Origin of the sequence: Geobacter grbiciae (genome assembly GCF_018531165.1) — a bacterium.
GTDB classification, from domain to species: Bacteria; Desulfobacterota; Desulfuromonadia; order Geobacterales; family Geobacteraceae; genus Geobacter; species Geobacter metallireducens.
Genome location: NZ_JAHDIW010000016.1, coordinates 31,442 through 51,171, shown reverse-complemented (window position 1 = coordinate 51,171; position 19,730 = coordinate 31,442). Strand labels below are relative to the sequence as shown.

Below are 19,730 nucleotides of genomic sequence, written 5' to 3'. Positions count from 1 at the left end.
TTCTCCCGTTGCTAGAACGCGCAGCTGACCCTGAAATGCACCCGCCGGTCCCCTTCCTTGATCCGGTCCGAATCGGAGAGGGCAACTGCGAAATCAACCTGGTAATCGATGAACTTGAACAGCATCCCCCGCACGCCGGCCCCGGTTCCCTGAAGGGTCTGACTGCGGTTCTCGCCGGGGAGGGGCTTTTTCAGCTCGACGGCCGCCATGTCGTAGAAAAAATAGGGGGTCATGCTCATGACGCTACCCAGGGTAACGTCAGGCGCCCGAAGCTCAACGGAGCCATGGAAGCCGTTATCGCCCAGGGCCTCGCTCTCCTTGTACCCCCGCACACTGTCCATACCGCCGGCCACGAACTGCTCGTTGGGGATAAGTGGCTCGCTGGAGAGCTGTCCGTCAATCCGCGCGCGGAGCCCCATGCCGAGGGGAAGCTTCTGCTGCCGTTCCAGCCCGAGGACGGCGGCCAGGTAGTTTCCCTTGGCTTCGGAGCGCTTGACGGCCATTTCCGACTGGTCCGTCACTGCCCCCCGGAAAGCAAAGTTGAGACCGGCGTTGAAGAGGGTGTACCCGGTGGAATCCTGAAACGACGCATCGTAGGCCGTCGACAGCGGCAGGTAGCTTACGCGGGTTTTGAACCCGGCACTCTCGTCAAACCTCTTGTAGTCGATGCCCAGGGTGGCGCTGTGGTTGTAAAGGCCCTTGCCGGTAAGCGGAATCAGGTACCGCCCCCCCACGATGATTCCCTTACCGAGAACCTGCATATCCCCAAGGGACGCAAAGGTATTGGTATCGGACCAGACGCCGTAGAGAACGATCCGCCGGTCGTCATGCCACGGATCGGGAAGGACGTAGGAGCCGGAGAGGATCTGGACCTCCCGTGTTTTTTCCGGTGCGGTCTGGTACTGGAGCCCGACGGAGTGCTCCCGCTGCCAGAGGTTGTCGTAGCGGATGGCTCCATTGAGCCGCAGAGCGGAGGTGTCGTGGCTCGACCGGTTGTTCAGCTCCAGGCTGCCGTGCAGGGGAAGCTTCTCCTCTATCTTCAGCTCCACGTCCACATACCCCACTTCCTTGGAAGGCGCCATGGCCGGCGTGATCTTGAGGTCCGGGTTCCGTCCCGCCTTGGCGAACTCGGCCTGGAGGGTCGGAACATGGGGGATCCCGCCGGGTTGGAGCGAGGGGAACTTTTCCAGGATCATTTCCCGTGAAAAATAGCGGTTACCCGTGATAGTAACCGTATTGATCCGCTGCTCGACCACCTGCAACCGGATAATCCCTTCCTCCACCGACTGCTCGGGGATGTTCACGATCACCGTCGGATAGCCCTGATCGTGGTGGAATTTCTCCAGCGCTTCCCGGGCCTTTTCCACATCATCGGCGGTCTTGCCATCGCCCACGAAGGGGGCCAGCACCTCCTGCAACCTGTCCGAGGCGAAAAGGGTATTCCTCTCCACCAGTATGGTGGTAATTGCAAAAGTTACCGGCTGTTCCGCGGGAGCGGGAGCGGAGGTTGCCGCCGGCTCCGCGGCCTCTTCCGGGCGTGCTTCGTCCCGGGCGGCAGGGGGCTCGTCGGCGGCATACACATCGCAGAGAATCGGCAGAGTGGCGAGGACCCCACACATGAAGGCAATACGAAGCAGGGGCCGCAACCGGTCGGGCATCGGCAGAAATATGGTGGTCATGGTCGGTAAGCCTTTCAGAGCATTGAATTGAATGGAGGAGTCTGTGAACTACAGCAGCGCATTCAGCTCTTCCCGCAGGCCGGCGGCATCGCGGAAGCCGTCAAGCTTCTTGGCCACCTTTCCCTGCCGGTCGAGGAGCACGATCAGCGGATAGCCGTCCTGGCCGTATTGTTCCTTGTATGCCTTCTCCTTGTCCGAGTTCACCCGTATCCAGACAAAACGGTTGGAAACCGCCTTTATCCGCGGATCCCCCGCGGTTTCGCCAAAGAGCTTCTTGCACCACTGGCACCAGTCGGCGTAGAGGACCAGCACTGCGGGCTTCTCTTCCTGTTTCGCCTTCTCAAGCCCCTGATCGTGATTTTCGAGCCACGGAACGGATATGGCCGCAAATTTCTCCCCCTTGGTCAGCGAAACCACTTCAAGATCGAGCACCACGCTCCGGTCGGCCAGGGGATGATTGAAATCCACCGTGAAGTTTTCCTCGCCGGCGGCGGTGATAACTCCCCGGCTTCCGCGGAACTCAAAGGGAGCGCCAATGGTGGGGACCAGGCGGATCTTCACCGACTCCCCCTCCACCTTCGTTTCCACGGCGCCGAAGCTTTCGGTGAACCGCTCGCCGTCCCTGGCGAGGAGTTGCAGCTTCGCCTGCTGCTCGGTCACCTCGATGACCCTGGCCGGGAAATAGGGAACCACCGGAAGTTCCTTTCCCACCACCGGCAAGGCACCGAAATTCTTCACGTAGTCAGCCGCCGGAATGGCGACCGTCCGGGGGAGACTCTTTACCGTCGCCATGGTGACGACCCGCTGGGGGTCACGGGCGCCGAACGCCTTGTCGACGGCGAGGGTGAGCCGCTTCTTCTCCCCCTCTCCCATGCCGATGACCGCCTCTGCCACCCCCGGAAGATTCCCTTCGCCGCCGGCAACGACCTCTTCGGGGCGGTAGTGGCTTCGGGCCGTGAATGCCACGGAGCGCGGGCGCCCCTTGTCAGCGGCCACCGACTCCTCGGTGGTGGCCACCAGGGCACCATCGGCCGTGGTCATGGTGTAGCGGACCGTCACGAGATCGCCGGCTTTTGCCTTCCCTTCAGCCTGCGGCAGATCAACACTGACGGAACCCGTTCCATTGCCGAGCGCATCTTCGATGGCTTTTGTCAGGACCGCGTCGGCCCCGGCCGACTCCCCATTCCGTGGTTCAGCCGCCAGGGCCGGGGTGGCCACCGCGACAACAAGCATCATGGCAACTATTTTTGACGTGGCTATTCTGTTCATCGTGGCCGCTCCCTTGTCTCTCAGGGTTTCCCCGCCTGTTCCACCTTCTCCGCCTTCTCCGCCTTCACGTCGCACCGCAGCGACTCGCCGCCAAAGGGATAGCCGTAGTCAATGGTGAAGAAACGCTCGTTCACGTCGCTGATCCTTCCCGCCAGGGGGCCGCTTCGCACGATCCGCCCCACGGCGGCATCAATGACAATCTCCCACTGGTCGCCCCCGTCCCGCACAGTGCCCGGACCGAAGGGGGTCTGCACCACGCCTCCCTCGGGGAGGGGAAAGCGGATGACCACCTCTTTGTCGGAAACCTCCTCGACCACCCCGGGCAAGGCAGGATCAAGCACGAACCTGCGCCCCTTCTCCGGCTCGCGGCCGGTCCTGGTGAGGTATTCCTCCCTCCCCAACCGCAGCTCCTTGGCTCTTTTGCGGACCGTGGCCATCTTCAGGTAACGGTCCCCGCCGGACAGTCCTTCCAGGGGGCCGCCGACCAGTTCAACACTCACCGTCTCGTCGACCCCTTTGCCCACCACCGCCCCGGCAAGTCCGGCCGCCAGTTCGTCATCAAAGCCCTTGTCCTTCGACTCGGGTCTGGTTCCGGCCGTGAGTTGCAGGGGCGAGAATTCGCGGGGAGCAACAAAGAGCGCTCCCTTTTTGACTCCGCCGCTTTCCGCCGCTTCCCGGACGTTAGTTGCCGCCAGGGCACCGGTACCGTCAAAGCAGGTGTAGGTGACCTGCACCGGGTCGCCAGCCTTGATCAATCTGCCCCTCTCCGGAGCGGCGCAACCCGCGACCAGACCCACGGCAACAACAGCAAAAGCATACTTACGTGCATATCTATACATATAACTACCCCGCCTTTCAGCTCGTCTATCGGCACCCTCACGGACCGACGCACCCTATCAGCTGTTTGTTACAGATTCGCTTCGGACATGATGATTTTTTCTTAAAATCGGCTTTATCTTGCCGGCCACATCGTGAAATCAACCTAATGATCTGAAATTATTGATTATTGCCTCAACAAGGATATTCACGCTCCCTTTTCCGGCGCAATTCATCAAAATTTCAAGGAATTGTCATTGATTCGCAACAATCCGCTGCTAGAGTCCCGCTTCGTTCCGATTGACGGGGTCAAAGCGAAGCCGGGGACGCCATAAACATTTTTAAACTAATTGTCATGAATCTTTCGTTTGCCTGTAATAAACCGCTGCTAAGCTTGGGCGTGTCACATGACAAAGGCCAAAACCGAGAGGCATTGCAAGGGAAGAGCGGTGACGACATTGAATGTGGAACGGCAGAACGGAAAAATCCTGAGGCTCAGCCGGTCCGAGAAATACCAGCGGCTGGTGGATATGCTCAATGACCTCTCCAGCAACGAATTCACCGGCTACATCAAGGTAAATTTCAGCCAGGGGGGTATCGGCCGGATCGAGAAGTTCGAGGAAATCAGCTTCAACAGGGCCGGAACCGGGGACTAGGGACCGGGAACCGGTAAAAGCTCTTTAGCGCGTAACCACATAACACAATTGACTCGATAACGCCGGGTACTTTGCCGACCTGCCGGACAGGAAACGGAAAGCCCGCATCACGAGCGCCCATGGCGCCTGATGCGGGCTTTTTTGTTGCCCGGCCCAAACTGACGAAAGGAGGTGTTGAAAGGAAAAGACCGTATACCGGACGGTATTACACGAAGGCCCCGCGCCTTCGACGATGCACCAGTAAAGGCCAAAACACGGGTAACCGTGTGACGGAAAGCCTACGGGTCCACGAGACGGATTCGATTTCTGACGGAGACCAAGGCGGCGAGGAGGAGGCGACGGAGGCGTACCTGAAGGTACGTTGAGTAGCCCCGCACGAGCCAACGCCGGTATACGTCAGAAGGCGAATCCGGCCGATGGATGGCCGGGTTGCCTGGGGCGGTAATGGAAACGACAGGACGTCGAAGCAGTATCAACACGCAGGACACACACAAACATTATCGAACTCAGGAGGATCAAGAAAATGAAAAAGAAGATGATTGCCCTTCTCGCGGGCGCACTGATGACTGCAGCAATGGCCGGGAATGCAATGGCGTACTTTGAGCAAGACCACCTCATTCGGGTAGTGTACGACAAAACCGTGATGACGGAAGTTGCCACCGACCTCGGCAAAGTTAAAGACATCATCACAGCCGCAAAGAGCGGCCCAGTAACACTTGGCGCCGGTGCCGACTCTTACCTCGGGGGCACGCTGGCCACGTCGGCGCTGTCCAACCTCAACGTTGCATACTATGCTGTGAACGTCGCCAACAAGGACCTCTGGCTCACCAGCAAGACCGACACGCAAAGCATTGCCACTACTCAGTGGGGCACCACAAGTTCAATGATATCTAATACTCTCGGAATTTATGCTCCATCTGCCACTTCAACTGTGACACTCGCAATGACTAACCCCTCTTCCTACTGGAACAAACTTGACGGCAACGGCACCAGGGTAGGCAAGTTCAACACCACGTACACCGTCGCTAACGGCGAGATGAACCTTGCCGCCCTTGCCACGGGCGGTGAAGTGAAGCAGAACCTTTTCTTCTGGGACAACCCGAGCCTTACCTCCGGCGCTGCCGGCGCCAAACAGGTCACCATAAAGACCCTCTCTACTGGCGGTACCCAGGTTGCGTCGAACGTTCCAGTCCCTCCTGCACTTTTCCTCATGGGCTCCGGTCTCCTTGGGCTCGTCGGCATCCGCCGCAAGAAGCAATAACTGAAATATTCCTTCAAGAGCCCCCTACTGAAGGGGGCTCACAATTCAAACAAGGAGACAAATGCAATGAAAAAGCAAGCTCTCAAGACTATGGTGGCCGCAGTGGCTGTTCTCTCGACAGCTGCCATCGCGCAAGCCGCCACCGTCGAAGTCAACATCTACGGTGCCTCTGCCCAGTACCTCTTCTGGAACACAGCAGCAACCAATTTCCTCACCGCCAAAGGATGCTCCTCTGTTACCAAGGCAGAAGACAGCAGCAAGAAGCACGGCATTACTTCAGGTAAGGCCTGTTCCGGTTTCGGCGGCAACGACGTAATCATTCGTTACTCCTCCAAGGCCTCCTATGAGTCGGTCCGCTCCCTGAAGGGGACCACCAACCCCGATAGCTGCCCCAACGCCTACCAGCGCAAAATGGCCGACTCGATCACCGCTCCCAACACCCTTACCTGCCAGACCATTACCCTCGGAGCATCCGATGTATCCGGCGAGGCTTTTGTTCAGGAGAGCCATGGCCAGAAGTTCGGCCCCCTTGGCGGCGGTCTTGTTGACAACGTCCTGACCGGCGAGAACGCTTCCGGCCTCACTTCTTACAATCCCCTCGTTGTCCCCTTCGGCTTCTTTGTGAACAATGCCGTAACCGCCAAGAAGTGCACCACTGCTGCCGGGGCCATGGCTGGGGAATACTGCGCCAGCGATGCCGACTGCGGCGGTACAGCCGGATCCTGCGGTGCTGCCAGCACCATCGACAACATTACCCGCCTCCAGGCGGTATCCATCTTCTCTGGCACGATAGCCGACTGGTCTGACTTTGGCGGCTACTTCACGGCTCAACCGGTTGTTGCATGTCTCCGCCACGCCGGATCCGGCACAGCAGCAGCCCTCGACTTCTCGGTGGTCCGCGGCAATGGTTGGGGTAGCGGCCTCGCCAGCTTCGAGAACCCCGGCGCCGTCTGGTTCAACGAAGGCTCCACCGACCTCATCAAGTGCGTAAACGGCAACAGCACAGCAACCCCCTCCGGATCCGCAATCGGCGCCATAGGCTATGCAGACGCCGACCAGACCGTCGGTGCGGCCGGCACCAGCCAGAACGTGAAGGCTGTCAAGTACAACGGCCACTTCGGCACCCGCTACAACCTCCGCAACGGCGTCTACGATTTCTGGACCACCCAGTGGGTCTATGAAGATACCGCCCGCACCACCATTGCCCAGCGCCCGATTGTCGACGCCCTCGTGGCCTACGCTTCCGCCCCGGCCAACGTCCCTGCCACCAAAGCCAAGTACTGGGCCACCAAGGACGAAATGAAGTTCTTCAAGGGCTCCGAGGCCGAGTATCCTTACCTTCTCGGCGCCGTCAATCCGCAGCTTCCCTAATCCCGCCTACCTGCGGTGTATCTTCGAGGGGCCTCCACCGAGGCCCCTCTTTTTCCATTCCGGACTATGGAGGCACACAATGAAAAATTTCACCGCCACACTCGCCGCGGCCCTCCTGCTCGGACTTGCCGGCAATACCCTGGCGGCATACACCGATTTTTCCTCAAGCGCTGATGTTAAGCATCCCGGCTTAAACCAGAGCCTAAGCGGTGGCAACACCATTCTCACTGTCATCAATCCGATTGAAGATAAAGGGAACAAGGGGATCATCACCGTCATCGCTCCCCCTGAAAAAGCCGGCATCGTGACCGTCGTAGAACCCATGGACTTTACCTTCACCCAACTCTCCTACTCCCAGGGGTTCTTCTTCGACACCTCCGACACCTTCGGCGCCGGCGGAAGCCGCATGGCGACGATAGGTTCAAGCAGCATACGAAGCATGAGCGCATTCTTCACCCAACAACCACTCCCCCCTATTATCACCGAGGTCGCCCCAAGCGGCCCAGGGATCGTTACGGTCATAACACCCGCCAGTGCCACCACCGTCCCCGTCCCCCCTGCCCTCTTCCTCATGGGTTCGGGTCTTGCGGGCCTCGCCGGCATCCGGCGCAAGCGCCAGTCTTGACCTCCATGGCGGCCCCTGTCACAGGGGCCGCTCCCACCCAAAATTCCCGCACATTCACACACTTCAGACCCCACCGTAACACCGAAGAGAACTTCATCTGCCATTCTTAAGCATGAATCAATCCTCCCGCCAAATGGAGACTGTCATGCCCGCACACCGTCTTCCCGTCATCCGGCAAATCCTCGCCGCTACTCTCCTTGCCGCCCTTTTCAGTCAAAGCCCCGCGTCCGTCGCTGCCGCCGCGCCCGTTGAACCGCCCGGCATGCGGCAACGACTTTCATCCGGCGCTCCCCAGGAGATGCTGATCCTGCTCGATGAGGGTGCCGTTGCCAAATCCCACGTTATCGGCGCACTCAGGGCCGAGGGGGGAGAGGTGATAACCGATTACTCCCACCTGCCGATGCTCTTCGCCAGAATTCGATCCACAAAGGCCCTTGACCGTCTCCTGACGGCTCCCGGCATCCAGGCTGTGTACGAAAACCGCGTCATCCGGCCCCATCTCGCCGAGAGCCTCCCCCTCATCGGCCAGCCCCCACTCGCCACCATCGGAAAAACCGGCAGCGGCACAACCGTGGCGGTAATCGACAGCGGGGTAAACTATACGCTGCCGGCCTTCGGCTCCTGCACCGCGCCGGGGGTTCCGGCCGACTGCAAGGTTGCGGCATCGGTGGATATTGCCACCAACGACAACGCCCTGGACGACCTGGGCCACGGCACCAACGTGGCCGGTATTGTCGCCGGTGTCGCTCCCGGTGCGAAACTTGCCGTTCTCGACGTGTTCAATCCCGACGGCACCTCTTCCGATGCCCTGGTTATCGCGGGAATCAACTGGGCCATTTCAAACAGGGCAACATACAACATTGTGGCCCTCAACATGAGCCTGGGGGATGGCAGCCGCAACACCGCAGCATGCAGCAACAAGGGGACCAATCCCTACGTGACCCCCATCAATAACGCCAAGAGCGCGGGAATCGTGACGGTCGTCTCGGCGGGAAACGAAGGGTATACCGACGGTATCTCGCGCCCCGCCTGCACCCCGGCCGCGGTGTCGGTGGGTGCGGTGTATGATGCGAACGTGGGAGGGATCAAGTGGACCGCCTGCACCGACGCGAGCAGCGCAGCCGACAAGATCCCCTGCATGTCGAACACCGCCACGTTCCTCAACATGCTGGCGCCGGGGGCATTCATCACTGCTGCCGGCTCGACCATGGGCGGGACGTCCCAGGCGGCGCCCCATGTAGCGGGTTCCGTGGCGGTACTGAAGGCCCAATACCCCAATGAAACGCCCGACCAGCTCATCTCCCGTCTCATTTCCTCGGGAAAACCGGTGACCGACCAGCGCACCGGCGGGGTCTTCCCGCGGCTCGATCTTTTTTCGTCAATGGGGTTGCCGGAGTCGAATTTCGTGCCGGCGCTCTCACCCTGGGGGATCGGCTTCTCGGCAGTCTTTCTCGGCGGAGCGCTGGCGGTGCGCAGACGGTCTTGATTTCCTATGGCACAGGATGAACCACAGCAGAAACGGCAGGAGATATCCGGAAATTTCATGGATAGCCACGGAGGCGAGGTAGGCCTTGCGGATGCCGAAGGCTGAAAAGAGGATGTTGCAGACACGGAAGAGCTGATGCCCCACGGCCAGCAGGGCCAGCCCCCCCGCAAGGAATACGGCTTTTCGCCGGATCGGGATGGAGCCTGTCGCCAGGACCAGTGACGCGAAGAGAACGCTGTTGAAGGTCTGGTAGTAGAGAGGACGCTCGACGGGAAGCTCCACGGGCCTTCCGGCCATTTCAAACAATAACCTGAGCGGTATATCGCCCACGGCCACGTACCAACGGTTCATGAAGAGCCACGGAACGAAGAGAATCACCGACCACGCCAGTACCCCGGGAACAAACGGAAAGGTTGCAACCCCATCGGCGGAGGCCCACCGGCTCCAGAGAATCGCCCCGAATAACACCACGCCCACCATGAGTATCTGCCCGACGTAGACGTGAACCGCCTCGAAGAGGGCTGGAACCGCCGCGCCCGTAGCGATGACAGCGGCGATGCGGAGGACATTGATCGAGTTGAGGATGGGAATGCCGGCCAGGATGCCGGCAGCTTTGGCGCGGAGAGGGGCGGCGAATCCGAAGACGAAGGAGATGAAAAGGATGGCGGGGTTGATGACGGAGCATTCCGTCACGACCCGGGCAGAGAAGCCGTCAAGCCGTACCAGGGTGCCTGCTGCCTGGGCATGGCGCCCCATGAGACCCAGCAGTTCCGCCGCCATGATGGCGGTGACGCGGTTAAGGGGTTCGAATGCGGCCTCCGGAACCAGGAATTGAGCCAGAAACAGGACGAGGGCAACGACCGCGAACCTGATGGCCCGGATCGTGCCCCCGTCATGACCTGCGGCGAATTCCACGTCTTTGCTACGCGTCGCCCCTGCGCCGGCGGTTCAGCACCACTCCAAGCACCTTCTCCCGGGGGAGCATCTTGATCGCCCGGGTGACTTCGGACATGGGGGTCTCACCCGCCTTGACGGTGACGACGATATGGTCCACCAGCGGCGCAAAGGCCAGGGCGTCGGCCCCGCTCAGGACGGCCGGCACGTCGAAGATCACGTACCGCTCCGGGTAGCGGTGCTTCATGTCTTCCACCAACTCCTTCATGCGGGGCGAGCCGAGAAGCTCGCTGCTTTCGGTGATGGTCCTGCCGCCGGAAATGAGGGTGAGCTTCTCCACGCCGGGCCATACCATGAGATCAGAGATGGGGCAGTCATCCAGCAGATAGTCGTTGAGCCCCTTCTCACCCCCGATGCCGAGAAGCTCGTGGATCCGCTGGCGGCGCAGGTCGCAATCGACCAGAAGCGCGGTCTGGCGGAACTCCTTGGCAAAGGTGAGGGCCAGGTTGATGGCGGTGAGGGTCTTTCCCTCGCCCGGAAGAGCGCTCGTGATCATGATGGTGTTTCCGCCCCGCGCACGGCTGCGCTGGAGAATCTGGGTACGGAGCACGCGGTATGATTCGACCTCGTCGGCGTCGGGCAGAAAGGCGACACATTTATTTCTCGCCACCAGCTGCGGGTCGAGGCGGACGGAGCGCGAGACGGTATAGGCCGGCGACACCCAGCCGATCTTTTCCCTGTTGACGACGGAGGGCTGGCGCTTATCATCCGTGTGATCGATGCAAGGATCTACTCCAGTACTATCTATAACTTCGTCCGGTGAAACCACCGGTTCAGGCGCCTGCACGGCGAGATTTCCGCAGCATGTGTCCGCTTCAGCCATGGGTTGAGTTGCCTCGTAGTGCAGATCGGCCCCAATCCCTGAATCTACTGTCGCAGGAAGCGCGTTCTCCCGACGGGAAGAGATCAGACCAAAGGCAGTCTTTCCCATCCGACCCAAGGTGGACAGCTTCCGTTTAGGCGCCGTTTCGGCCCGCTGCTCCACCGGTTCGAAGACAACCGCCTCTGTTTCGGGCGCCGGCAGTGCCGCCTTGAGCCGGGGCGCTTCGGTTGAAACAGCTTCCTGGCTGTCGGAACGGGCCGACTCCAGGACCTTTTTTCTCATCCGTTCAAGAGCTGTCGATGTTTCCGCCATGTCACTCTGCTCCTTTCCTGTCAGGTCTCAGCAGGAACGTCCTGCTAGACGGAGAGCCGCCGCATCATCTTGGCCACGATGATATCCAGATCCATGACGAAGAAGTGAATAAGCGGAATCGCCACAATGATGACCATGGCCACCCCGGCTGCCGCCATCCGATAACGCCGCTTGCGAACGTCGGTTTCCTCCAGGGTGACGATCTCGGGGATCGCGGCGAGCACCGGCAGGGCCGTGGCCCGTGCCAGGGTTTCGATGCCGTGGGCGGACTGATCGCCGTATTCCCTGAAGGCGGCGGTGCCAATGCCGGCACCCAGCCCGAGAATCAGGCCGATAACGAGGATGGCCGGCACATTGGGGCTCACCGGCTTCTCGGGGAGCCGGGCCGCGTCGATAAGGGTGAAGCGTTCCCCCATCTGCTCCTTTTCGAGGCCATGGGCCACCTTGGCTTCCATGAACTTCTTGGAGAGATCGTCATATTTGAGCTGAAGGTTGTTCCGCTCCACGAGCAGCACCTTGTACCCCTCCTCCACTTGGGGGAAAGCCTCCAGGCGGCGGCGGTAACTGTCGCGCTTGCCCTGGGCCAGCAGCACCTGGCGCTTGACCGATTCGATCTCGGACCGAGTGCTGGCCAACTGGGCGGAAAGGGTCACGTAGGCAGGATTGTCGGGCTTGCTTTCCATATTGCGCCCCGACCCCTTGAGTTGTCTTTCAAGGGCGGCAATCTCGGAGCGGGCCTTGATCACATCGGGATGGGCATCGGAGAGGCGGGTCTTGAGGTCCACAAGCTTCACCCGCAGCTCCCGCAGCCGCCCCTTGTCGGTGTTGGCGTCGTCCGTGGGGATACTGGAAAGCTGCGCCTCCAGATACCCTTCCTTCTCCCGCAGCATCCGCAACTGGTCATGGAACTGGTCCACATCGCGGTCGGTCCGGTCAAGGGTCTGCATGTTCAGCTGGGCAAGCTCGGGCAGCGCGCTCACGTTGCGCTGCTTGTAGTCGGCGATCTTTCGCTCGATCTCCACGAGCTTTGCCTGAACATCCTTCATCTCCTCTTCCATGAACCTGGTGGCTCCCAGGGTCTGCTGCTCGCGGACCCTGAGGTTCTCCTCAAGGTAGAGGGATGCCAGGACGTTCGAAACCTGCTGCACCGTTGCCGGGCTCTTTCCATTGTAAGAGAGGGAAAAGGCAATGGTGGCGGCGGTGGGCCTGCCGGTACGGCGGTCCACAACATCGGCGCTGATGGTCTGGAATTTGATATCCCCGCGCATCTGGGAGATGATCTCTTCAGTGGTCTTGCTCTTGCGCAGATCGCTGTAGAGATTGAAGCGGTTGATGATCTCCAGGAGTTTCGTGGAGCTCATGATCCGCTGGTTGATGGTCTGGAGACGCTCCTCGGCGTAGCTCGTCACGGTGGTCATGACGAAATCGCGGGGGATCTCCTGCTCCTCGATGAGGATCGTGGAGGTGGAACGATAGATGCGCGGCAACGCCACTGCGGCCACGAGCGTCATCGCAAATATGACTGCAGCCGGAACGATGAGGCTCAGCCTGCGCCGCTTTACGATCCGTACGATATCGCCGAACGATTTGATTTCTGCTTCCATCTTACGCCTCGCACTTTCTCAATTATTTTTCCAGAAACGGATACCGGTAGACCAGGCTCATCATTACACCGTTGCGCTCCGCCGTCTGTCCGGTCGTCCCGTAGTCGATCCGTGCATAACCGTACCGCGCCTCCAGGAAAAAATCCCGGCTCACGTTGTACCGGGCGCCAATTCCCGCATTGAAGGTGGTCTCGTCGATTTCACCCGCCGAAAACTCTCCCCTGTCGGAGCGGTTCAGAAAGAACCCGGTCGACAAGAAACCGGTCAATTCTTCCGTGAAGCGCCGGCTCATGTCGAGGGTCAGGCCGGTGCGCCGACTTGCGCCCGTCCTCCCCGATGCCGGCACGATTCCCTGACTGAAGGCAAGGGTACCGGTAGTGTACTCGTCCCTGTAGCTGGCCCCGGCCTTCCCCGTGACCCCCCAACTGTGGTCGCCGGTACGGACAAACGATGAGCCGGCGAGAGTGCCGAATTCCGACGTGGTGTAGCTGGCCCCCAGATTGGCAAACAGTTTCCAGAGCTCGGTGTTGGACCACGACACTCCTGCCATGGCCAGGTACTGCTCAACCTTTGTGTCCGTGGCCTCCCGCGTCTGGTAGTTGCCGTAGCCGAATATGAGGCTCCCGGTCAGGTCCGGCAGGTAAGCGCTCAGATTCCGCTCCAGCACCACGGAGAGATCGTGGGAGCTGTTCTGCGTGTTGGTGCGGTCATTGAAGTCATCCTGCAGATACGAGTACGAAAGGGCCGCGGACAACGTCTCGCTCAGGATGTAATTGGCCGTGGACCCGTATTCCTGCCGGTGCCGGGTGACCGGCTCCACGATGAGCCCTGTCCGCTCGATATCCTGGTCGGGGCGGTTGTTCAGCTCGTACTTCGCCGACGCACCCAGGGTCAGAAGCTCCGTGAGCCGGTAGCGGGCGCCTCCCCGGTAAAGCTGGTTCAGCGAATTGCCGAGCCTACTCTCATCCGTGTAAAAGATCTGGTCCAGCTTGAGCGTCAGGTCGGCATCGAGCCGCTCTGTCCGTTCCGTCGCTTCGAATCCGCCCGAAAGAGTGGTGATGAACGAACTCTTTCGATCGTCGGGAGACATGAACAGATTGTCGATATACTCCTGTTGCAGGGCCGTGGCACCCAGGAGGCGGAAGTCGTCGGCAAAGGCGGAAACGGGAAACATTGTAAGGGCAGTTCCGATCAGGGCTGCGGCGGCAGAGATCACCTGCACGGCCGAAACCGGTCTGCGGCATGGCAAAGACATGGCAAGCCTCGTCGATTAAATCGGATCAGGGGACGACGATCAGGTCACCGCGCCTCAGGACAATATTCTCTTCCAGCCGGTTACCCCGGGACACCTCGCTGTAGGCAAAGGGGAAGATGACGGTTTTCCCCTCCTCCTGACGGAAGATCTTGATGTCGTCCTTCTTGGCAAAGGGATTGACCCCACCAGCCATGGCCAGGGCCTGCAAAACGTTCACAGGCGAGCTGATCGGATGACGCCCCGGGGAATTCACCTTCCCCACCACAAAAATCATCATGCTGTTGGCCTGCCGCACCTCAAGGGAGAGGGTCAGGTCAGAAAAGTAGCTCGAAAGCCGCGTCCTGATCTCATCCTTGAGTTGCTCCACCGTCTTACCGCCCGCTTTGACCACACCGATAAGGGGAAACGAAATGGTCCCGTCGGGAAGCACCACCACCGTCTTGGTCAGGCTCTCGTCGCGCCAGACCGCGATATCGAGAACATCGCCGGCACCGATGACATAGGCATCGCCGGCCTGCTGGAGAACAGCCGTGGACTGATCAACACCGACAGACGGGACCTCGGGATGGGGAGCAGGCACTTCCTTGGTCGCTGGCATCTCGCTGATCGCAGTCACTTGATTGACAACACTGGCCCCAACGGCACCCTGCTCCTGAACCGGAATCGTAGTATCATCAGCCACGGCCTTCGCCGACGATTCCGCTTCGGCAGGCTGCCGGTTTTCGGTAGTACCGGGATTCTCCGTTGCTACAGCAGCGGCAGCTATTTCGGTAGGCTCGGTGGCCATCAACACAGGTTCGTTGTCGGACACAACAGCGCCAGCCCCATTGGCATCAGCGGGCGGCACGGCGGCACTGTCCGAAGGAGTCGAGGCTTCCGCGGAGGATTGGGAATTTGTCTCAGTTGACGATGACGTAGCCGGTGAAGTCTCGGCTAACGCAGCTGAATCAGAATGCTTTTCCGCATCGTGAGAGGGAATGGGAGGAACTTCTGCCTTGGGGGGAGCAACTGGTGGCGGTGCAGGCGCGGGACGGGGGACGGATTTCACAATATCGCCGTGGGGATCGTTCCAGAGCCCCCAAGATGCGGCATTGGCGGGACAATCCCCCCCTATCAATGGGGCGGATGCCGAAATAGCAACAAAAACACCGAAGACTGCTGTGATACGTGACGTCATGAAATCCTCGTTTCAGTCGATTCTGAACGCATTTCTAAAACGTCATGACCGTATCACCTCCGCGTTACATGTTTATGTCAGGTACATTAAAATATCCAAAATACTGCCGTTCGTTTGACGTATCAGAGTTTATTCAGACCTTTCATTTTGCTTACCGCCGGATACCGACAACGACGAACACAAGTGCCGCCACCGCGACCGGAAATAATAAAATAATACTGTACTGTTTACTGTACAGGACAACAAAAAAGGGTTAGCCATGACGGCTAACCCTTTGATTTGTTTGGTTGCGGGGATAGGATTTGAACCTATGACCTTCGGGTTATGAGCCCGACGAGCTACCAGACTGCTCCACCCCGCGTCACAAGAGACCTATTTATACTATGAGCCAAATCCCAAGTCAACAAAAAAATCACACCTTCTATTCAGGAATTATTATTGCTGCCTTACCGAGCTGTTTTGCAAGCTTCGCGGCAGACGACTGATCCATTTGTTTCCCTACCCGTACGCGATACCATGTCCCCTTACCGGGAACGACGGACTCAACAACATAGGCAGCAAACCCCTTTTCCTGTAACCCCGATTTGATGGCGTCTGCTTCCTTGCGCTCCTTTGCGGATGCCACCTGTACGGAGAATTTCCCCTTGGATACCGCAGTTTTTTTCGCCGATACTTCTTTGGCTGTTTCGCCGGCCGCCTTCGGGCGTTCAGCATTATCTGCAGCCGCACTTTTCTCTGGAGATGAGACAGAAATGGCAGGTTTGTCGGCTTTTTGCACCATCACAGCTTCTGTCTGTCGCGGCAAAACCTGGTCATTTTTTGGCAAAGCCTCAGTGGCTGTTTTTGCGGGGGATGCGGTTAGCACCTTTGGCGTTTTGGGATTCATGCCGCTCCCGAGAATAATTTTTCCGCCCTTGGGTAACGTCTCGTAAAAAGTCAGAGATGGTTCCTGAAGCGCAGGGGCTGCACCCTGTTTGGCGGTCACCGAATCCTTGGCAGTTGAAGAGGGTTGCTCCTGAGGGCCGTTCTTCGGCGCGACAGAAGGGGGTGCCTGGGCATTTTCGACCTTAAGACTGCGAGGAGAAAGCAGAAAACGGTCCGTCAGAGCACCAAGGGCAAAGGAGCAGACTGCAACCAGGCCGAATGCTATGACAAAGAGGCCGACGGGTTTCGATTTTGGCCGGTTTTTGTTGACCGGTTTCCGTTCACGATAATCAAGGACCATAAACCCTTCCAGCTACATCTTTTCCGGTGCCGAGACACCCAGGAGTGCAAGCCCGTTCTTCAGTACTTGAGCAACGCACTTGAGGAGGAAGAGCCGTGCCGAACTCAACTCCTTCCCTTCGCCTATGACGCGATTTTTATTGTAAAAAGAATGGAAAGCCCCTGCCAGTTCCTGAAGGTAGTAGGTGATCCGGTGTGGCTCGAAGGACAAGGCGCTTCCTTCGATAACTTCGGGGAAAGAGCCGATGAGCTTGATGAGTTCAATTTCTTCCGGCGTCTCGAGAAGATCCACATGGGCATCAGGGAAGGACGGAACGCTGATTCCACGGTCACAGGCGGCCTCGAAGATGCTGCTGATCCGTGCATGGGCGTACTGGACGTAGTAAACCGGGTTTTCGAGTGATTGCTGTTTGGCCAGATCGATATCGAAAACCAGTTGAGAATCAGGTTTCCTCATGAGGAAGAAGAATCTCGTGGCATCACGGCCCACTTCGTCGATCAGATCCCGTAAAGTAACGTAGCTACCGGCGCGCTTGGATATTTTAACCTCTTCGCCACCGCGCATGACCGTAACCATCTGGTGGAGAACGTACTCGGGCCACTCTTGAGGGATTCCCGCATTGAGGGCCTGAAGACCAGCACGCACGCGGGTTATGGTGCTGTGGTGGTCCGCTCCCTGCTCGTTGATGACGCGGGTGAAGCCACGTTCCCACTTGGCCAGATGGTAGGCAACATCGGGGACAAAGTAGGTGTAACTGCCGTCCGACTTGCGCATGACCCGGTCCTTGTCGTCTCCAAAGTCCGTGGTCCGCAACCAGAGGGCGCCGTCCTGCTCGAAGGTATGGCCGTTCTCGATCAGGCGCCTGACTACCTCTTCAACACGACCTTCGGTATAAAGGCTCGATTCTAGCGAGTAGACATCGAAATGCACGTCGAAGGCCAGGAGATCCTGATCTTGTTCGCGCCGCAGATAGGCCACGGCAAAGCGACGGATCGCGTCAAGATCATTCGGGTCGCCGGCGGCAGTGACGTGCTGGTCACCAGCATCGACGGTTTCGCGATTGAGATAGGAGCGGGCCACGTCCTTGATGTAGTCGCCCTGATAGCCATCGGCCGGCCACCGGGGTTCTCCCGGCTCAATGCCGAGACAGCGTGCCTGAACGGAAAGCGCCAGATTGGCGATTTGGGCACCGGCATCGTTGTAATAGAACTCACGGGTCACGTCGAAACCGGAAGCTGACAGAAGGCGACAGATGGTGTCACCGATGGCGGCACCCCGGCCGTGGCCGATATGGAGTGGCCCCGTGGGGTTTGCACTCACAAACTCCACCTGCACCTTACGCCCTTCACCCGCGCAACTGCGCCCGAAGTGCGCCCCTGCCGCTTCCACAGCCGCAAGCGTTCTGCTCCATGCCTCGTTTTTGATTCTGAAGTTGATAAAACCGGGGCCGGCTATATCGATTCCCCCGATGATTCCACTCTCACCATTTTCAATATGCTTGACGATTGTCTCTGCAATCACCCGCGGCGCCTTGCGCTCTGCCTTCGCCATGGACATGGCGACGGTACAGGCAAAGTCGCCGTGCTCGGCATGGGCCGGTTTCTCTATGACTATGGCCGGCATCTGGTTCGAGGCAAGAGAGCCGTCGGCAAAACACCGCTCGATTCCCTCGGCGACCAGAGAACGAACCCTATCCTTCATTGTTCCCTCCAGTTGGCTCATTGTATTTCATCCGATTCTTCGTCCGGAACCTTAATGGAAACGTCACGACTGAAATCGGGACAGCGCGCGCCGCCATCGGTGACGCAGAATTTCTTCGCACATGTTTCGCGCCAGGCACAGACGACACATGCCTGCCTCTTTGAACTGCTCATGGTTAATCTCCTGATGACAAAAAGGAAAGAGCGGATTCTCTCCGCTCACCCTATCGCTTCTTCTCGACTACCGATGAAACCGGCTGCTGAGTCTTGGCCTGGGCCTTGTCCGACGACGGGAACTGATAGACGACTTCATTGGGCCGCACAAGCCCGAAATCCTTTCGGGCAATGCTTTCCAGGTAACGCCGGTCGGTCTTGAGCGCTTCTATCTCGCGCTTGAGTTTCTCGTTCTCACCCCTGACCTCGGTCACCTTCTCCGCAATTTCCTGTTTCTCCCTGCTCAGGTGGTAGATGCGCAGAAGTCCCCGCTCGCCGAAAACGGTGAAGAAGAGAATGAAGAGTATGCAGCTGGCAGGGACGAGGTACATCCGCTTCCGCATGCTTCCTCCTTTGGTCATGAACCCGAACCGGCACCAAGGCCGGAGAAATAATCAACTGTCTTTGCGAGACCCGTTTCCAGGGGGACGATGGGCTCCCATCCAAGCGTCGTCCGGGCGAGGGTAATATCGGGTTGGCGCTGCTTGGGGTCATCCGACGGGAGAGGCCTGAAAACGATCCGCGACTTGGAACCGGTCAGCGCGATTATGCGCCGGGCAAATTCCAGGATAGTAGTTTCACCGGGGTTGCCCAGGTTGACCGGACCGGTGAAGCCTTCACATGACATCATCCGGACAAGCCCATCCACCAGGTCGCTCACATAGCAGAAGGAGCGGGTCTGGCTGCCGTCGCCATAGACCGTTATGTCTTCCCCTTTGAGAGCCTGAACAATGAAGTTCGACACCACCCTGCCATCATGCTCCGCCATGCGTGGGCCGAATGTGTTGAATATCCGGACTATTCGAATGTCAACGCCATTCTGGCGATGGTAATCCATCATGAGGGTTTCCGCAACCCGCTTCCCCTCGTCGTAGCAGCTGCGGATACCGATGGGGTTAACGTTCCCCCAGTATGTTTCGGGCTGCGGATGCACCTGGGGATCGCCGTAGACTTCAGAGGTGGAGGCCAGAAGGATTCGCGCCCGGACCCGCTTGGCGAGGCCAAGCATGTTGATGGTCCCCATGACGCTTGTCTTGATGGTCTTCACCGGGTTGTACTGATAATGGACCGGCGAAGCGGGACAGGCCAGATGATATATCTGGTCCACCTCCAGAAGAATCGGCTCGGTTATGTCGTGGCGGATCAGTTCGAAACGGGGGTTGCCCAAGAGCGGCAGGATGTTGTTCTTGCACCCCGTAAAGAAATTGTCGATGCAGAGGACCTCGTGGCCATCACTAACCAACCGCTCACACAGATGGGAGCCGATGAACCCCGCCCCGCCGGTTACCAGAACACGCATGATG

The 19,730-nt window shown here is 59.0% G+C and carries 18 protein-coding genes, 1 tRNA gene and 1 riboswitch; of the genes, 5 read left to right on the top strand and 14 right to left on the bottom strand.

What is annotated here, in order from left to right; all coding sequences use genetic code 11:
* Window positions 1–11: 11 nt before the first annotated feature.
* The 3 genes from KJB29_RS15950 to KJB29_RS15940 are packed head-to-tail and all read right to left on the bottom strand — an operon-like array spanning window position 12 to window position 3,703.
* Window positions 12–1,679, bottom strand: a complete 1,668-nt coding sequence (locus KJB29_RS15950; protein WP_215735386.1) for a ShlB/FhaC/HecB family hemolysin secretion/activation protein — start codon at window positions 1,677–1,679, stop codon at window positions 12–14.
* Window positions 1,680–1,727: 48 nt separating this feature from the next.
* Window positions 1,728–2,948: a thioredoxin family protein gene (locus tag KJB29_RS15945; RefSeq protein ID WP_215735385.1), complete on the bottom strand. Its 1,221-nt coding sequence runs from the start codon at window positions 2,946–2,948 to the stop codon at window positions 1,728–1,730.
* Between the two features lie 20 nt (window positions 2,949–2,968).
* Window positions 2,969–3,703, bottom strand: a complete 735-nt coding sequence (locus KJB29_RS15940; protein ID WP_246561728.1) for a hypothetical protein — start codon at window positions 3,701–3,703, stop codon at window positions 2,969–2,971.
* Between the two features lie 510 nt (window positions 3,704–4,213).
* Here KJB29_RS15940 and KJB29_RS15935 point away from each other — a divergent pair.
* The 5 genes from KJB29_RS15935 (at window position 4,214) to KJB29_RS15915 (ending at window position 9,163) form a co-directional block, all read left to right on the top strand.
* The gene (locus KJB29_RS15935; RefSeq protein ID WP_343213573.1) at window positions 4,214–4,420 is read left to right on the top strand and encodes a hypothetical protein; all 207 of its coding nucleotides are present in this window, start codon (window positions 4,214–4,216) and stop codon (window positions 4,418–4,420) included.
* Window positions 4,421–4,656: 236 nt separating this feature from the next.
* Window positions 4,657–4,749: riboswitch (cyclic di-GMP riboswitch) on the top strand.
* A 194-nt stretch (window positions 4,750–4,943) separates the two neighbouring features.
* Window positions 4,944–5,681: a PEP-CTERM sorting domain-containing protein gene (locus tag KJB29_RS15930; protein WP_215735382.1), complete on the top strand. Its 738-nt coding sequence runs from the start codon at window positions 4,944–4,946 to the stop codon at window positions 5,679–5,681.
* Between the two features lie 66 nt (window positions 5,682–5,747).
* Window positions 5,748–7,052: a type 2 periplasmic-binding domain-containing protein gene (locus tag KJB29_RS15925; protein WP_215735381.1), complete on the top strand. Its 1,305-nt coding sequence runs from the start codon at window positions 5,748–5,750 to the stop codon at window positions 7,050–7,052.
* Window positions 7,053–7,131: 79 nt separating this feature from the next.
* Window positions 7,132–7,677: a PEP-CTERM sorting domain-containing protein gene (locus tag KJB29_RS15920; RefSeq protein WP_215735380.1), complete on the top strand. Its 546-nt coding sequence runs from the start codon at window positions 7,132–7,134 to the stop codon at window positions 7,675–7,677.
* A 145-nt stretch (window positions 7,678–7,822) separates the two neighbouring features.
* Window positions 7,823–9,163, top strand: coding sequence for an IPTL-CTERM sorting domain-containing protein (locus KJB29_RS15915; RefSeq protein WP_215735379.1), 1,341 nt, complete (start codon window positions 7,823–7,825; stop codon window positions 9,161–9,163).
* Here the strand turns inward: KJB29_RS15915 and xrtH are convergent.
* The 11 genes from xrtH to KJB29_RS15860 form a co-directional block, all read right to left on the bottom strand.
* Entirely contained in the window at window positions 9,095–10,078 is a 984-nt protein-coding gene (gene xrtH / locus KJB29_RS15910) for an exosortase H (RefSeq protein WP_215735378.1), read from the bottom strand. The genes KJB29_RS15915 and xrtH overlap by 69 nt on opposite strands.
* 7 nt (window positions 10,079–10,085) lie before the next feature.
* Complete coding sequence (locus KJB29_RS15905) at window positions 10,086–11,252, bottom strand: P-loop NTPase family protein (protein WP_215735377.1); 1,167 nt, start codon at window positions 11,250–11,252, stop codon at window positions 10,086–10,088.
* Window positions 11,253–11,296: 44 nt separating this feature from the next.
* Window positions 11,297–12,856 carry a GumC family protein gene (locus KJB29_RS15900; RefSeq protein ID WP_215735376.1) on the bottom strand — a complete coding sequence of 520 codons (1,560 nt, stop codon included), beginning with the start codon at window positions 12,854–12,856 and terminating at the stop codon, window positions 11,297–11,299.
* 22 nt (window positions 12,857–12,878) lie between these two features.
* The gene (locus tag KJB29_RS15895; RefSeq protein WP_215735375.1) at window positions 12,879–14,111 is read right to left on the bottom strand and encodes a porin family protein; all 1,233 of its coding nucleotides are present in this window, start codon (window positions 14,109–14,111) and stop codon (window positions 12,879–12,881) included.
* A 25-nt stretch (window positions 14,112–14,136) separates the two neighbouring features.
* Window positions 14,137–14,898 (bottom strand): polysaccharide biosynthesis/export family protein, encoded by a 762-nt coding sequence (locus KJB29_RS15890; protein WP_246561725.1) that lies wholly within the window; start codon window positions 14,896–14,898, stop codon window positions 14,137–14,139.
* A 674-nt stretch (window positions 14,899–15,572) separates the two neighbouring features.
* Window positions 15,573–15,649 (bottom strand) — tRNA-Met (locus KJB29_RS15885).
* Window positions 15,650–15,709: 60 nt separating this feature from the next.
* A complete protein-coding gene (locus tag KJB29_RS15880) occupies window positions 15,710–16,513 on the bottom strand; it encodes an SPOR domain-containing protein (protein ID WP_215735374.1) in 804 nt (267 codons plus the stop codon).
* A 12-nt stretch (window positions 16,514–16,525) separates the two neighbouring features.
* Window positions 16,526–18,214 (bottom strand): arginine--tRNA ligase, encoded by a 1,689-nt coding sequence (argS, locus tag KJB29_RS15875; protein WP_215735373.1) that lies wholly within the window; start codon window positions 18,212–18,214, stop codon window positions 16,526–16,528.
* 17 nt (window positions 18,215–18,231) lie between these two features.
* Window positions 18,232–18,387, bottom strand: a complete 156-nt coding sequence (locus KJB29_RS15870) for a hypothetical protein (protein WP_004511635.1) — start codon at window positions 18,385–18,387, stop codon at window positions 18,232–18,234.
* Window positions 18,388–18,437: 50 nt separating this feature from the next.
* Complete coding sequence (locus KJB29_RS15865; protein WP_215735372.1) at window positions 18,438–18,770, bottom strand: FtsB family cell division protein; 333 nt, start codon at window positions 18,768–18,770, stop codon at window positions 18,438–18,440.
* Window positions 18,771–18,784: 14 nt separating this feature from the next.
* Window positions 18,785–19,726 carry a UDP-glucuronic acid decarboxylase family protein gene (locus KJB29_RS15860; protein ID WP_215735371.1) on the bottom strand — a complete coding sequence of 314 codons (942 nt, stop codon included), beginning with the start codon at window positions 19,724–19,726 and terminating at the stop codon, window positions 18,785–18,787.
* Window positions 19,727–19,730 lie beyond the last annotated feature (4 nt).

Bases quoted from the DNA above. Each gene is read 5' to 3' on its own strand.
- KJB29_RS15950 (WP_215735386.1), bottom strand. From the start codon at position 1,679: ATGACCACCATATTTCTGCCGATGCCCGACCGGTTGCGGCCCCTGCTT.
- KJB29_RS15870 (WP_004511635.1), bottom strand. From the start codon at position 18,387: ATGAGCAGTTCAAAGAGGCAGGCATGTGTCGTCTGTGCCTGGCGCGAA.
- KJB29_RS15865 (WP_215735372.1), bottom strand. From the start codon at position 18,770: ATGCGGAAGCGGATGTACCTCGTCCCTGCCAGCTGCATACTCTTCATT.
- KJB29_RS15945 (WP_215735385.1), bottom strand. From the start codon at position 2,948: ATGAACAGAATAGCCACGTCAAAAATAGTTGCCATGATGCTTGTTGTC.
- KJB29_RS15900 (WP_215735376.1), bottom strand. From the start codon at position 12,856: ATGGAAGCAGAAATCAAATCGTTCGGCGATATCGTACGGATCGTAAAG.
- KJB29_RS15895 (WP_215735375.1), bottom strand. From the start codon at position 14,111: ATGTCTTTGCCATGCCGCAGACCGGTTTCGGCCGTGCAGGTGATCTCT.
- argS (WP_215735373.1), bottom strand. From the start codon at position 18,214: ATGAAGGATAGGGTTCGTTCTCTGGTCGCCGAGGGAATCGAGCGGTGT.
- KJB29_RS15925 (WP_215735381.1), top strand. From the start codon at position 5,748: ATGAAAAAGCAAGCTCTCAAGACTATGGTGGCCGCAGTGGCTGTTCTC.
- KJB29_RS15880 (WP_215735374.1), bottom strand. From the start codon at position 16,513: ATGGTCCTTGATTATCGTGAACGGAAACCGGTCAACAAAAACCGGCCA.
- KJB29_RS15930 (WP_215735382.1), top strand. From the start codon at position 4,944: ATGAAAAAGAAGATGATTGCCCTTCTCGCGGGCGCACTGATGACTGCA.
- KJB29_RS15890 (WP_246561725.1), bottom strand. From the start codon at position 14,898: ATGGCCACCGAGCCTACCGAAATAGCTGCCGCTGCTGTAGCAACGGAG.
- KJB29_RS15920 (WP_215735380.1), top strand. From the start codon at position 7,132: ATGAAAAATTTCACCGCCACACTCGCCGCGGCCCTCCTGCTCGGACTT.
- KJB29_RS15905 (WP_215735377.1), bottom strand. From the start codon at position 11,252: ATGGCGGAAACATCGACAGCTCTTGAACGGATGAGAAAAAAGGTCCTG.
- KJB29_RS15860 (WP_215735371.1), bottom strand. From the start codon at position 19,726: ATGCGTGTTCTGGTAACCGGCGGGGCGGGGTTCATCGGCTCCCATCTG.
- KJB29_RS15915 (WP_215735379.1), top strand. From the start codon at position 7,823: ATGCCCGCACACCGTCTTCCCGTCATCCGGCAAATCCTCGCCGCTACT.